At 66.0% G+C, this 14,283-nt stretch carries 11 protein-coding genes; 4 read left to right on the forward strand and 7 right to left on the reverse strand.

What is annotated here, in order from left to right:
* Positions 1–9: 9 nt before the first annotated feature.
* Both L2U69_RS12900 and ettA read right to left on the reverse strand, forming a co-directional pair.
* Complete coding sequence (locus L2U69_RS12900) at positions 10–2,880, reverse strand: tetratricopeptide repeat protein (RefSeq protein WP_236107503.1); 2,871 nt, start codon at positions 2,878–2,880, stop codon at positions 10–12.
* Between the two features lie 103 nt (positions 2,881–2,983).
* On the reverse strand, positions 2,984–4,666 hold the full coding sequence (gene ettA, locus L2U69_RS12905) for an energy-dependent translational throttle protein EttA (protein ID WP_236107505.1): 1,683 nt from the start codon (positions 4,664–4,666) through the stop codon (positions 2,984–2,986).
* Between the two features lie 159 nt (positions 4,667–4,825).
* On the opposite strand from ettA, the gene L2U69_RS12910 reads away from it, so the two are divergent.
* From L2U69_RS12910 to L2U69_RS12925, 4 genes are all read left to right on the forward strand, one after another.
* Complete coding sequence (locus L2U69_RS12910) at positions 4,826–5,839, forward strand: Fe(3+) ABC transporter substrate-binding protein (RefSeq protein ID WP_236107507.1); 1,014 nt, start codon at positions 4,826–4,828, stop codon at positions 5,837–5,839.
* 106 nt (positions 5,840–5,945) lie between these two features.
* Positions 5,946–6,647, forward strand: a complete 702-nt coding sequence (locus tag L2U69_RS12915) for a hypothetical protein (protein WP_236107509.1) — start codon at positions 5,946–5,948, stop codon at positions 6,645–6,647.
* Between the two features lie 5 nt (positions 6,648–6,652).
* Positions 6,653–7,036 carry a PIN-like domain-containing protein gene (locus L2U69_RS12920; RefSeq protein ID WP_236107659.1) on the forward strand — a complete coding sequence of 128 codons (384 nt, stop codon included), beginning with the start codon at positions 6,653–6,655 and terminating at the stop codon, positions 7,034–7,036.
* Positions 7,037–7,042: 6 nt separating this feature from the next.
* On the forward strand, positions 7,043–8,404 hold the full coding sequence (locus tag L2U69_RS12925; RefSeq protein ID WP_268967373.1) for an MFS transporter: 1,362 nt from the start codon (positions 7,043–7,045) through the stop codon (positions 8,402–8,404).
* Positions 8,405–8,511: 107 nt separating this feature from the next.
* Here the strand turns inward: L2U69_RS12925 and L2U69_RS12930 are convergent, their stop codons facing one another.
* From L2U69_RS12930 to mgtE, 5 genes are all read right to left on the reverse strand, one after another.
* Entirely contained in the window at positions 8,512–9,684 is a 1,173-nt protein-coding gene (locus L2U69_RS12930) for an isovaleryl-CoA dehydrogenase (protein ID WP_329605401.1), read from the reverse strand.
* On the reverse strand, positions 9,681–10,427 hold the full coding sequence (locus L2U69_RS12935) for a phosphatase PAP2 family protein (protein WP_236107513.1): 747 nt from the start codon (positions 10,425–10,427) through the stop codon (positions 9,681–9,683). Before L2U69_RS12935 ends, L2U69_RS12930 begins: the two co-directional genes overlap by 4 nt.
* Entirely contained in the window at positions 10,424–12,106 is a 1,683-nt protein-coding gene (locus L2U69_RS12940) for an ArnT family glycosyltransferase (RefSeq protein WP_236107515.1), read from the reverse strand. Before L2U69_RS12940 ends, L2U69_RS12935 begins: the two co-directional genes overlap by 4 nt.
* On the reverse strand, positions 12,087–12,815 hold the full coding sequence (locus L2U69_RS12945; protein ID WP_236107516.1) for a glycosyltransferase family 2 protein: 729 nt from the start codon (positions 12,813–12,815) through the stop codon (positions 12,087–12,089). The genes L2U69_RS12940 and L2U69_RS12945 overlap by 20 nt, the downstream gene beginning before the upstream one ends.
* Before the next feature lie 61 nt (positions 12,816–12,876).
* Positions 12,877–14,256 carry a magnesium transporter gene (gene mgtE, locus L2U69_RS12950; protein WP_236107517.1) on the reverse strand — a complete coding sequence of 460 codons (1,380 nt, stop codon included), beginning with the start codon at positions 14,254–14,256 and terminating at the stop codon, positions 12,877–12,879.
* Positions 14,257–14,283 lie beyond the last annotated feature (27 nt).

Genomic DNA, 14,283 nt, shown 5'->3' on the forward strand with positions numbered 1-14,283 from the left:
CGAAAAATGTCACCCCGCCCTGCCCTGCATCTCGTCGATGAGCGCGCGGCAGGCGGCGATCTTCTCCTGCATTTGCGTCCGATAATGAGGGAATCGCTCCGGCGTCCATTCCTCCAGGGCCGATAGAAACCCCGCAAGGGCATCCTCCAAATGAGAAATGCAGCCCTCTCGCTCCCCGAGGATCGAAAGCGCATTGCCTAAATTATACTGCGTCATGGCCCAGGACAGCGGCACATGGTCACGCGTCCGTTCCTCCAGCGCCGATCGATAGGCCGCAACCGATTCCCTCAAGCGTACGGTCCCGCTCTCCCGCTCTCCTAGCATCAACAGCGCATTACCCATATTGTTCTGGGTCATGGCCCAGTCCAGCGGCACTCGGTCCCGCGTCCGTTCCTCCAGCGCAGAACGAAAGGCCAGCACCGCCTCCTCCAGGCGCGCGGTCCCGCCCTCCTCCTCTCCGAGTGCCCTCAACGCATTACCCAGATTGTTCTGCGTCAAGGCCCAATCCAGCGGCACACAGTCCCGCGCCCGCTCCTCCAGCGCCGAACGATAAGCCAGCACCGCTTCCTCAAGGTGCTCGGTCCTGCTCTCCTGCTCCCCGAGCGCCTGCAACGCATTGCCCAGATTGTTCTGCGTCATGGCCCAGTCCAGCGGCATGCGGTCCCGCGTCCGTTCCTCCAGCGCCGAACGAAAGGCCACCACCGCTTCCTCCAAACGCGCAGTCCCACTTTCGCGCTCCCCAAGCGTCAACAACGCGTTGCCCAGATTGTTCTGCGCCATGGCCCAGTCCAGCGGCACGCAATCCCGCGTCCACGCTTCCAACACGGAACGATAGGCCGCCACCGCTTCCTCCAGGTGCGCGGTCCCGCTCTCCCTCGCCCCGAGAATCGCGAGCACATTGCCCAGATTGTTCTGTGTTGCGGCCCACTCTGGCGCAGCACGGTCCCTCGTATTTTCCTCCAGCGCCAAACGATAGGCCTTCACCGCGTCCTCCAGGCGCACGGTCCCACTCTCCCGCTCCCCAAGCGCCTGCATTGCAGCCCCCAGGTTGCTCTGCGCCATGGCCCAGTCCAACGGCACAAGATCCCGCGTCCATTCCTCCAGCGCCGAACGATAGGCCGCCACCGCTTCCTCCAGGTGCGCGGTCCCGCTCGCCCGCCCCCCGAGAATCGCGAGCACATTGCCCAGATTGTTCTGCACTGCGGCCCACTCCAGAGGCTCACGGTCCCGCGTCCGTTCCTGCAGCACCGAATGAAAAGCCACCACCGCTTCTTCCAGGTGCGCAGTCCCGCTCTCCCGTTCCCCGAGCGCCTGCAAGGCATGACCCAGATTGTATTGCGTCTGGGACCAGTCCATCGGCGCATTGTCCTGCGCCGTCTCCTCCAGCGCCGCCCGATAGGCCACCACCGCTTGTTCAAGACGCACGGTCCCGCTCTCCCGCTCCCCGAGAATAGCGAGCGCATTGCCCAAATTATTCTGTACGCCGGCCCAGTCTTGCGGCGCACGATCCCTTAGGGATTGACTGCGTAGCCGCTTCAAGATTTCGCAGGCTTCCAGCAATGCGCCATCGTCACCAAATTCATCACTCAGATCCCTGAGCACCGATGCATTTCGCATGTCATAGGTAAAGGCGGCCTTGTCGTCCGCCGGACGGGCGAGGTCGGCCGCCTTGCTATAGTGGGCGGCGGCTTCGCGGTAAGCGTCCGGATTGGCGCGCATTCGGGCAACGGCGCCGCGCTCCGCCCGGTTGTCGGCGGCGGAGAGGCGTCTTTGCCGCTCCACTGCGTCCACATTGTCGAGACCGTCCAGGTCTCTTGCCTCCGCCGCCGCGAGATGTGCGTCGGCCTGGGAGAATTGGCCGCGCCGCAGCGCTTCGACCGCCTGGCCGCGAAGATCCCGTACAACCGGATCGTCGTTCAAGACGTGATGCAGGCGATTGATCAGGGTCTTGAATGCCTGCGCCTTGTCAGCAAGCCGCCAGCCGATCTCGTCAGTATCGAAGTCGTCCGCACTCTCGCCCATTCCGCTCAGGATCGCGCGGAGGGTGTCTAGCGGTACGCTTTCGTCCTGGGAAACCATACGCAAGACTTCGGCGACATCGACGCGGGTTTCCGCCGTGTCGCGGGCGAGCTGCGGCGCGTGGTCCAGAAAGCGGGCGGCCCCCACCTGGAACACGGACGGTCCGTCCAATGTCGCAACGAGTTGGTCCAAACGGATATCCAGGCCCTGCACAGCCCCGAACGTCGCTGACGCGATGTCACGGGTCACATGATCCATGGTGATGCGGAAGGCATCCCGGGCCTGTGGATATTTGCCCGGATCTTTCAGCAGTTCGGCAAAGGCGGCAAAGGCCAGTTCATCGAAGGCACGCGCCAGATGATCGTAGACGGCGGGGATTTCCGTGGTCGACCAACCAGTCAGATCAGCCAGGACGGCCGCGAAATCATGGGGGACGGATGCGCCGATGTTCGGATCGTCCCCCGGCGCCGTCGCTTCGACACTGCCCCGCATGATGTCATGCAGGTGGCGGTCGACGGGCGTTTCGCCCGGATGCTGCTGCCGGTCGAGGGCATGGTCCCGCATGGCCGCGAGACAATCCTCGACCAGCGGCTGGAACACCTCGATCAGGGCGCGCTCACCTGTCCATTCCGGGTTATTCGCCGCGCGCCGAACGGCCGCCAGCACATCCTGCGCCGCCTCGATCCAGGCAAGCCTCGTCGCGCGGACGAGATCCTCGTTGGATGCAATGGTCTTGAAGGGATCGTGGCCGGAAAGCCGTTCCAGCCATTGCCGTTTCAGGTTCTCAGGCACCATGCCGGCCGCGACACCCGGCATTCCGCCGAGCGCCAGATCCACGAGTTTGCCGATCCAGCCGTCCATGCCATTTTCCCTGCGATTCCAAATCGCGCGAGGATTGCATGACAGGTTTCAGGCGCCAACCGGCGATACGCCCGCCGCCCCGTGAGGAACGGCGGGCGCAGGATCAGCCCCGCGTCAGCGGCTTGTACTTGATGCGGTGGGGTTGGTCGGCGTCGGTGCCCAGGCGGCGGTGGCGGTCTTCCTCGTAGTCCTGGTAGTTGCCCTCGAACCATTCGACGTGGCTGTCGCCCTCGAAGGCCATGATGTGGCTGGAGATACGATCGAGGAAATAGCGATCGTGGGAGATCACCATGACCGAGCCGGCGAAATCGAGCAGCGCCTCCTCGAGCGCGCGGAGCGTGTCGACGTCGAGATCGTTGGTCGGTTCGTCGAGCAGGAGGAAGTTCGACTGCGACTTCAGCATCTTGGCGAGATGGACACGGTTGCGCTCGCCGCCCGAGAGCTGGCCGACCTTCTTCTGCTGATCGGCGCCCCTAAAGTTGAAGGAGCCGAGGTAGGCGCGGCTCTGGATCTCGCGCTTGCCGATGGTCAGCATCTCGTGACCGCCCGAGACCTCTTCCCAGACCGTCTTGTTGGGATCGAGGGCATCGCGCGACTGGTCGACATAGCCCATCACGACGGTGTCGCCGATGCGGATCTCGCCCGAATCCGGCGTCTCCTTGCCCGTGATCATCTTGAACAGGGTGGTCTTGCCGGCGCCGTTCGGGCCGATGATGCCGCAGATGCCGCCCGGCGGCAGGTTGAACGACAGGTCGTCGATCAGCAGGCGGTCGCCGAAGGCCTTGGTGACGCCCTTGGCCTCCACGACGAGACCGCCCAGGCGCGGGCCCGGCGGAATGACGATGGTGGAGCGGCCGATCTCGCGCTCGCCCTGTTTCGCCACCAGATCGTCGAAGGCCGCGATACGCGCCTTGGACTTGGACTGGCGGGCCCGGGGTGAAGCCCTGATCCATTCCAATTCGCGCTCGATCGCCTTCTGGCGCGATTCTTCCTGGTTCTTCTCGATTTCCTGTCGCTTGCGCTTGGCTTCCATCCAGCCCGAGTAATTGCCCTCGAAGGGCAGGCACTGGCCACGGTCCATTTCGAGGATCCAGCCGGCGACATTGTCGAGGAAGTAGCGATCGTGGGTGACCGCCACGACCGTGCCCTCGTACTTCTCGAGGAACTTCTCCAGCCAGGCGATCGATTCCGCGTCCAGGTGGTTGGTCGGTTCGTCGAGCAGCAGCATGTCGGGTTTTTCAAGCAGCAGACGGCACAGCGCAACGCGGCGCCGCTCGCCGCCCGAAAGCGTCGTCACGTCGGCTTCGCCCGGCGGGCAGCGCAGTGCGTCCATGGCGATCTCGACATGGCGCTGGAGGTCCCAGGCGTCCTTGGCGTCGATCTGTTCCTGCAGTTCGGCCTGACGGGCGATGAGATCGTTCATCTCGTCGTCCGTCATCTCCTCGCCGAACTTCATCGAGACTTCCTCGAATTCGTCGAGCAGGGCCTTCACCTCGCCGACGCCCAGCATGACGTTGCCGAGGACGTCGAGCTTCGGATCCAGCGGGGGTTCCTGGGGCAGATAGCCGACCTTGACGCCGTCCGCCGCCCAGGCCTCGCCGTTAAATTCCGTGTCGATGCCGGCCATGATCTTCATCAGGGTCGACTTACCGGCGCCGTTGCCGCCGAGGACGCCGATCTTGGCGCCCGGCAAGAACGACAGCCAGACATTCTTCAGAACCGTCTTCCCACCCGGATAGGTCTTGGACAGATCCTTCATCACATAGACGTATTGGTAGGAAGCCATCGGCCCTGCCCTCTGTTCGCTTTACATGCTGACGTGGATTGACCGCCCTTGTAGCCCAGCGTCCAAAGGGTCGCAATGGCGGGCCTTGAATTGTCGGCGCCCGCCTCCCATATTGCCCCGCAATTGCGAAACATTCGCATTAACACCGGAGGACAGGACATGCGTCGCCTTTTCGTCACCCTCGCCCTGGGGCTCGGCCTCACCGCGGCCACGGCACAGGCCGAGGAGCTGAATGTCTATTCCTCGCGGCATTATCCGTCCGACGAAATCCTCTTCGGCAAGTTCAAGGAAGAAACCGGGATCACCGTGAATCTGATCCAGGGCAAGGCGGCCGAACTGGTGCAGCGCATGAAGCTCGAAGGCGCCAACAGCCCGGCCGACGTCTTCATCACCACCGACGCCGCCAACCTGTGGCGCGCCCAGGCGGCGGATCTGTTCCAGCCCGTCACCTCGCCCGAGCTCGAGGAAGCGGTCCCCGATCAGTTCCACGAGCCGAGCGGCCTCTGGTACGCCTTCGCCACCCGCGCCCGCGTCCTCGTCTACAACAAGGACGCCGTGAAGCCGGAAGAGCTCTCGACCTATGAGGATCTGGCGGACCCGAAATGGAAGGGTCGCGTACTGTCCCGCTCCTCCAACAACGAATATGTCCAGTCCATGGTCGCCGGCCTGATCGCCCATCTGGGCGAGGAAAGGACCGAGGCCTGGGCCAAGGGCGTGGTCGCCAATTTCGCCCGCGCGCCCAAGGGCGGCGATACCGACCAGATCCGCGCCGTCGCCGTGGGCGAAGCCGATGTGGCGATCGTGAACCACTATTACTTCGCCCGCCTCGTCGCCTCCGACAAGCCGGAGGATCAGGACGTCGTGGCGAAGGTCGGCCTGTTCTTCCCGGATCAGGACAGCTTCGGCACCCATATCAACGTTTCCGGCGCCGGTGTCGCGGCGCACGCGCCGAACAAGGACGCCGCGATCAAGTTCCTCGAATATCTGGCGAGCCCCGAAGCCCAGGAAATCTTCGCCGGCGCCAACAATGAATTCCCCATCCTGGACGGCATCGCGCCTTCCTCGGTGGTGCAGGGTTTCGGCCCGTTCAAGCGCGACACGCTGCCCATCGCGGAACTCGGCCAGAACAACGCCGCCGCCGTCCGCCTGCTCGACCGCGCCGGCTGGCGCTGAGCCGTCTGTCGCCAAGCCTGGGCGCCGGGGTTTAAGGCCCGGCGCCGCCAGCCCATAGCCATGCTTTCTGTTGCTTTGGCACGGTAGAGGGCTCAAAAAAACACCTATGAACATGTTTTCGCCCCTTCACGAGTTCGTCGGCGTCGGGCTGTACGATGTCGGCGAGGTCGCCCGGCTGATAAAAGCACCGCCACGAACCATCCGTCGGTGGATGATGGGCTACGACTACGTCGAAGACGGCGAATGCCACCATGTAGAGCCGTTGTGGCAACCCGATCTGCACTCGATCAACGGAACGACCGAACTCAGCTTCCGCGATCTGATGGAACTGCGCTTCGTAAGGGCCTTCGTGAATGCGGGCATCGGCCTGAAGGCGGTCCGCGCCTGTCTGGCACAGGCGCGCGAATGCATCGATTCCGACCGGCCATTCTCCACGGGCCGGTTCAGGACCGACGGAAGAACCATATTTCTCCAGAGCCTCAACGACAGCGACGACCCGAAGCTGCTCGATCTTCGCCGCAAGCAATTCGTGTTCGGTGATGTCGTCGCGCAGACCTTCAAGGATCTCGACGTCGAAGACGACACCGTGACCCGGTGGCGGCCATATCACGGCAAGGGAAGTATCGTTGTCGATCCCGCACGCGCGTTCGGCCAGCCCATCGCTGCGGCCTCCGGTGTCCCGACCATTGTTCTTTCGGACGCCGTGAAGGTCGAAGAGTCTCTTGCCCGCGTGGCCGCCCTTTATGAAGTGGATCGCGCCGTCGTACAGGACGCCGTCCGTTTCCACGAGGAGTTGGCATCCACTTGAAGGTGATGGTCGACGAGAATTTGCCGCCGGCGCTGGCGAGAGCCTTGGCGGCCCTCTTCGTCGACAAGCACCAGGTCGTCCATCTGCGCGATCGCTTCGAGGCCGCGGTCAGCGATGTCCGATGGATCTCGGAACTCAACCGCGAGGGCGGCTGGGTCGTCCTGTCGGCCGACCGTCGGATTGCGAAGAACAAGGCCGAACAGCAAGTCTTCCGTTCCTCGAAACTCATCGCCTTCATTTTTGCGCCGGGACTGCAGAAATCGTCCGTCATGAAGAAAATGGAACGGTTGATGGCAATGTGGGAAACGATGGAAAAGCAGGTGCCGCTCGTGAGCGGAGGTGCCATGTTCGAAATCCAGATGAAGGGAAACAAGTTTCGGCAGATCTGATCGTTGATGTCAGAATCGCGAGAGACTTTGATCCGACTAAGCCCGACCGGCGGAAACATGAATCAGATCGATACGGAGACCGCCCGGCAGAAGGCGGCGACAGGCGACAGGGCGACCTTTCCCATGGATCCGGGGGCAAGGCGCCGGGCCTTCCTGGTGCTCACGCTCGGGCTCATGTGCACCGGCTTCAGCCAGGCCGTTGTCTATGCCATCCTGCCGCCGATCGCCCGCGAATTGGGCCTGTCCGAGCTTCAGGTCGGCTCCATCTTCGTGCTGTCGTCGCTGTTCTGGCTGATCACCACGCCGTGGTGGGGCCGGCGCTCCGACCGGCTGGGGCGGAAGACGACGGTGCTCATCGGCCTGCTCGGCTTCTCCCTTTCCATGCTGCTCTTCACCTTCACGCTGGAGGCGGCGAAGGCGGCCTGGATCTCCATCGCCGTCGGCTTTCCGATCCTGATCGTCACCCGCTCGCTCTACGGCCTGATCGTCTCGGCCGCCAATCCCGCCGCCCAGGCCTATGTCGCCGACCGGAGCACGCGCGATGAGCGGACGAGGGCCGTCGCCACCATCGCTGCCGCCTATGGTCTCGGCGCCACCGTGGGGCCCGGCCTTTCCGCCAGCCTGGTCATCGTCGACATTCTTGCGCCGTTCTACTTCTGCGTCCTGCTGGGGCTTCTCAGCGCGGCCCTGATCTGGTTCTTCCTGCCCGAGACGGAACGCCCGGTCCCCAGCCGCGAGAAGAAGCGCATGCGCATCTTCGACCGGCGCATCGTGCTCAACCTCGCCAACGGCGGGCTCATCTCCGCCGCCCAGGCGGTGATGATCCAGACCGTCGCCTTCTACATGATGGATCGCCTGGTGCTGCCGCTGGACGATGCCGCGCAATATGCCGGGATCGGACTGATGGCCGCCTCCATGGCCACCCTGTTCAGCCAGTTGGTGATCGTGCACCGGTTCCGCATGACCGCGCCGGCGCTGGAGCGCGGCGGCCTCGGGATCTCGGCGGCGGCCTTCCTGCTGCTCGCTTTCGCCGATCAGATCGGGCCGCTGGTCTTCGCCCTGACCATGATCGGCCTCGGCCAGGGCATGGCCCGGCCGGGCAATGCCGCCGTCGCCTCCCTGGTGGTGCGTCGCGACGAACAGGGCGCCGTCGCCGGGCTCTCCAACGCGACCAATGCCGCCGGCTTCCTGGTCATGCCCTTCATCGCCATGCCGGCCTACCAGATCGACCCGGCCCTTCCCTATTTCATCGGCGCCGGGCTACTGGCGCTGGCGATGACCATTTCCTTCATCGACCCCAACACGCGGCGCGCCGGCACCAAGGGTTTCGATGCCGACGATCTGGACGATCCGATGCAGCAGATCTGATCCTGATCGAAAGCGTCGTCCCGGTGCAGGCCGGAAGCCTGCCCGGGAAGGGGCGCCTTCTGGTCACGAGGCCCCGGCCTTCGCCGGGGCGACGAGAGTCAAGCGGATCAGGCCGTCTCGGCGAAGAGTTCGCGGCCGATCAGCATGCGGCGGATCTCGCTGGTACCGGCGCCGATCTCATAGAGCTTGGCATCGCGCAGCAGGCGGCCCGTCGGATAGTCGTTGATGTAACCATTGCCGCCCAGGGTCTGGATCGCCTCGAGCGAGAGCTTGGTCGCGGCCTCCGCCGCGTAGAGGATGGCGCCGGCCGCGTCCTTGCGGGTCACCTTGCCCCGGTCGCAGGCGCGCGCGACGGCATAGACATAGGCCCGTGCCGCGCCCAGCGTCACATACATGTCCGCCAGCTTGCCCTGCATGAGCTGGAATTCGCCGATCGCCTGGCCGAATTGCTTGCGCTCGTGGACATAGGGAATGACCACGTCGAGACAGGCCTGCATGATGCCGAGCGGCCCGGCCGAGAGCACGGCACGCTCGTAATCGAGGCCCGACATGAGAACGCGCACGCCGCCGCCGATCCGGCCCAGCACGTTTTCTTCCGGCACCTCGCAATCCTCGAAGATCAGCTCGCCGGTGTTGGAGCCGCGCATGCCGAGCTTGTCGAGCTTCGGCCCGACCGAGAAGCCCTTCATGCCCTTCTCGATCAGGAAGGCGGTGATGCCCCTGGGCCCCGCCTCGGGATCGGTCTTGGCATAGACCACCAGGACGTCCGCGTTGGGACCATTGGTGATCCAGAACTTGGTGCCGTTCAGGATGTAGCGGTCGCCCTTCTTCTCGGCCTTCAGGCGCATGGAGACGACGTCGGAGCCCGAGCCCGCCTCGGACATGGCGAGCGCGCCGATGCTGGTGCCGGCGACGAGGCCGGGCAGGAAGCGGCTCTTCTGCTCGTCATTGCCATTGAGGCGGATCTGATTGACGCAGAGGTTGGAATGGGCGCCATAGGACAGCCCGACCGAGGCCGACCCCCGGCTGATCTCTTCCATCGCGACGACATGGGCGAGATAGCCGAGACCGGTGCCGCCATACTCCTCCTCGACCGTGATGCCCAGCACGCCGAGATCGCCGAGCTTCGGCCAGAGGTCGGGCGGGAATTCGTTGTCGCGATCGATGTCGCCGGCGCGCGGCGTGATTTCGTTGGCCGTGAAGCTGGCCACCGACTGGCGCAGCATGCGGATGTCCTCGCCGAGATCGTCGTCGAAATCGGGCATGGGGCCAATGTTCATCGTATCTCCCTCTTCATTCTGGGCCCCGGTGGACCGACCTTTTGAGACGGATAGTTCCCATCCGTTTCAAAATGTCGAACCACAAGTCCGCGCGCCGTCATGGCGCGGGCAAGGGCGATGGCGACGGTGAGGCCGGCGGCATAGCCGGCCAGAACGTCGGATGCGAAATGGTTCAGCATGACCGCGCGGGCCACGGCCGGCAGCACGGCGAGCGCCAGGAACAGCGGCGCGAAGCGCGGCCAGATGCAGGACAGCGCCCCGGCCAGCCCGGCGATCGCCTGACTGTGGCCGGAGGGGAAGGAATTCCAGTCGGCATCAATGGCGAAGCCCTGAAAGCCATAGGTGCCGTCGCCGACCAGGAGGCGCGGCCTTGCCCGCGCCGCCACCACCTTGACGACATTGATCGCCCAGCCGCCCATGGCGATGGCGCCGATGACATAGGCGCCGCGCAACACGAGGCCCCGGCGATGCAGGACCAGCCCGGCGATGAGGACGACGGCCGCCGCCGCGAACATCCAGCCAGAGCGCCCGACCTCGTTGATCGCGGCGAAGAACGCCTTGTCCGCCGCCGGCAGACCGTAGAGCCAGAGCGCGAGCGGCCGGTCGACCGTGAGCATCAGGGCGACGACAACCAGCGCCAGCAGGAGGTAATAGGGCCAATGGCGCCGGATCAGATCGGCGCTGCCGGTCAGGCTCTCCTGCGCCAGCGCCCAGACCAACCGTACCGTGGCCCCCCCACTCATGGGGCCCTGCGCAGGATCGCGATATCGACCGGCTTGCCGCGCGAGACATTGAAGCCGGTCACCCGCCCCAGTTCCTCGACCGCGACGGCGCCGATTGCGGCATCGAAGCCTTCGCGCTCCCGCTCCTCGACCAGAACCACGGCGCCCCGCACGTCACGGATCAGGGACGCGGCCTCGGCGGCGCCGACGCTGTTCATGTCGGTCCGCGTCAGGAAGACGAGGCTGGGTTCGGCATAGCCGACGACGGCGAGCGCGGGGGCATCCATCACGCCCGCTCGCTCCATCTCGGCGGCAAGGGCCCGCCCGGGCCAGAGCGCGCTCGCCCCCGGCAGGATGGCCGAGAAGGCGGTGCCATAAAGCGCCAGCGCGCCGACCACCATGACCATGATCGCCCGCGCCGTGGCGCCCCGGGTCAGCAGCACCAGGGCCGCCGCCGTCGCCGCCAGCCCGGCGATCGCGACCGCGATCCCGGCGACGCCGGGCCCGCCCGCGAAATGCCATTCGAGCCCGGCCAGGCCGAGGGACAGCACGGCCCCGACCGCCCCGAAAGCGACGAGGACCAACAGGCGCCAGATCCGCCCCAGCCGGCTTTCCGGCCGGAAACCGTCGAGCGCGGCGCCGACGCCGATCAGCAGCAGGGCCGGGAAATAGGGCATCGTGTAATGGGGCAGCTTGGTCGGCACCAGTTCGAAGAGCAGGAAACCGGGCACCGCCCAGGCGAGGCAGAAGCGCACCCAGGGTCGGCGCCGCATCGCGAAGGCCCACGGCAGGCCCAGCCCGACCAGCACCGCGCCGGGCCACAGCATCCCCGTCATGGTCAGGAAGTAATAGCCGGGCGGCGCGCCGTGGCTCTCCTCCCCGCCGAGGAGTTTCGGCACCAGATCGCCCCCGACCGAGTCGGAGAAGAAGGCCCCCTGGGTGCGCAGCGTGATGGCGATCAGCCAGGGCGCCGCCATCAGGACGACGAGACCGAGGCCGGGCAGGATGCGCAGCGCGCGGAGGAACAGGCGGTTGTGGCCCTGCCCCCGGTCGGCGATCAGCAGGGTGACGACGGCAAGGGCGCCGACCAGCGGCGTGATCGGCCCCTTGATCAAGACGCCGAGACCGACGAAGGCCCAGGCCAGCAGGGACATGCCCCAGCCCGACAGGCGCCCGGCCACCGCCGCCAGATAGATCCGGCCAAAGGCGATCAGGGCGCCCAGGGTGGCGAACAGCAGCATGGCGTCGGTCTTGGCCAGCCGCGCCTCGATGTTGCACACCAGGGCGGCGGCGAGCAGGGCGGCCGCGCCGAAGGCGACATCCTCGCCCGCGAAGCGCCGCCCGATGCCATGGAGGAGGAGGACCGCCCCCAGGATGCCGAGCATGGAGGGCAGGCGATAGACCCAGATGGGCGCCGAAGCCCCCTCGCCCGTCAGCTCGACGGCGGCCGCCTGGAGCCAGTAGATGCCGATCGGCTTCTTGTGGCGGGGCACGTCCTGAAAGCGGATGTCGACATAATCGCCGCTCTCCACCATCTGGCGCGAAGCCTGGGCGAAGCGGGATTCGTCACGGTCGGTCGGTGGCAGGGCGGCGAGGCCGGGCAGGAACATGGCGAGACAGAGAAGCGCCAGGACCGCCAGCCGCGCCAGCCCCCCACGGTGGGGGGCCGTGTGGGGGCCGTCAGCTCGCGCCGCCGTCATCGCGCAGCCGGATCGGGAAGTTGGACCGGCGGATCAGCCACCAGACGCCGAACAGGTCGGTGATGCCGACCAGCGCCCGGTCGAGGGTGCCGTATTTGGAAGTGCCCGCCTCGCGCGCGCGGTGCCCCACGGGAACCGGCAGCACCTTGGCGCCGTGGCGCCGGGCCAGCGCCGGCAGATAGCGGTGCATGTGATCGAAATGCGGAAATTCCAGAAAAAGGTCGCGGCGGAACATCTTCAGGCCGCAGCCGGTATCCTTCACCCCGTCCTTCAGCATCTTCTGGCGCAGCCAGTTGGCGAAGCGCGAGGCATAGCGCTTCTGCCAATTGTCGTTGCGCTTGACGCGCTCGCCGGCGATCAGGCCGGGCTGTTCCGGGCCGTTGGCGGCGGCCCACATGCGCGGCAGATCGGCGGGATCGTTCTGGCGGTCGCCGTCCATGGTGCCGACCCAGGTGCCGCGCGCCGCCAGGACGCCGCTGCGCACCCCCATGCTCTGGCCATAGCGCCGGGCATGATGGACGACGCGGAGTTCGGGCGCATCCGCCGCGCGGGCGGCAAGGCGCGATGCGGTCTCGTCGTTCGAACCGTCATTGACGAAGATCACCTCGAAGGCGATGCCGACGGGGCGAAGCGCGGCGAGAACCTCGTCCAGGAGCGGCCCCACATTCTCGGCCTCGTTCAGGACGGGGATGACAATACTCAGATCCATGACCCGGCTTTCCGAAAATCTCGGCCATGGGTCTAGCCCTTTGACCGCCGTTTGTCACCCGTCACAGCAAGAGCAGCGCCGCGAGCCCGAGGAAGGCGAGGAAGCCGACGATGTCGGTCACCGTGGTGACGAAGACGCCCGAGGCGATGGCGGGATCGACCCCGAAGCGATCGAGGGTGATGGGAACGAGAACCCCGGCCAGGGCCGCCGCCACCATGTTGATGACCATGGCGACGGCAAAGACCGCGCCCAATTCCCAATCGCCGAACCAGGCAAAGCCGATGGCGCCGACGATCAGGGCGAAGACCGCGCCGTTGATGGCGCCGACCAGCGCCTCCTTGGTGACGACGCGCCGGGCGTTGGCCGTGGTCAGCTCGCGGGTCGCGATGGTGCGGACGGCGACGGTCAGGGTCTGGGTCGCGGCATTGCCGCCCATGGAGGCGACGATGGGCATGAGCACGGCCAGCGCCACGATCTTCTCGATCGCGCCATCGAACAGGCCGATGACGGCCGACGCCAGAAAGGCCGTGCCCAGGTTGACGAAGAGCCAGGCGAAGCGCGAGCGCGTGGTGGTCCAGACCGATTCCTGAATGTCGGTCTCGGCGACACCGCCCAGCAGCATGGCGTCTTCCTCGACCTCCTGCTCGATGACGTCGGCGATGTCGTCGCCGGTGATGACGCCGGCCAGGCGCCCGTCGCGGTCCACCACCACGGCGTTGACCAGGTGATACTGCTGGAACAGGAAGGCGACTTCCTCCTGGTCCATGTCGACAGGCACCAGGTGGCCGGCCGCCTCCATGATCATGCCGACGGGCAGATCGGCATTGGTGCGCAGCATGCGGTCCAGGGGCACGGTGCCGACCGGCCTTCGCTCGCCGTCGATCACCACGATCTCGAAGAAGCGGTCCGGCAGTTCCGCCTCGCTGCGCAGATACTGAAGAATGCGGCCGATGCTCCAGAAGTCCGGCACCGCGACCACGTCGCGATCCATCAGGCGGCCGGCCGAATCCTCGGGATAGGCAAGCCCGCTCTGGAGGAGGAGGCGGTCGTCCGCCTCCATTTCCGCCAGCACCTCGCGCTGCTGGTCCTCGTCGAATTCGTTGAGGACATAGACGGCGTCGTCGGTGTCGAGTTGGGTCAGCGCCGCCGCCGCCTCGCGCGGGCCGATCAGGTCCAGCACCTCGGCCAGCACGGGGCCGTGGAGTTCCGACAGAAGCTCGGGGTCGAGATCGCTGCCCAGCGCCTCGATCACGTCGCGGCGCTGGTCGTGGGAAAGCTGTTCGAACAGGTCGGCGAAATCGGCGACATGGATATCGCCGAGCAGCGCGCGCAGCCGGTCGCGATCGCCGTCCTCCAGGGCGGCGAGCACTTCGGCGCGAATTTGCGCGTCCAGGCCGACGGATTTGTCCTCGACCGGCTCGCGCGAAAGCGCTTCGACCATGATACCCTCGCAAACCCCAGCCAGCCG

The sequence above is a fragment of the Zavarzinia marina genome (assembly GCF_021568905.1).
GTDB classification, from domain to species: Bacteria; Pseudomonadota; Alphaproteobacteria; order Zavarziniales; family Zavarziniaceae; genus Zavarzinia; species Zavarzinia marina.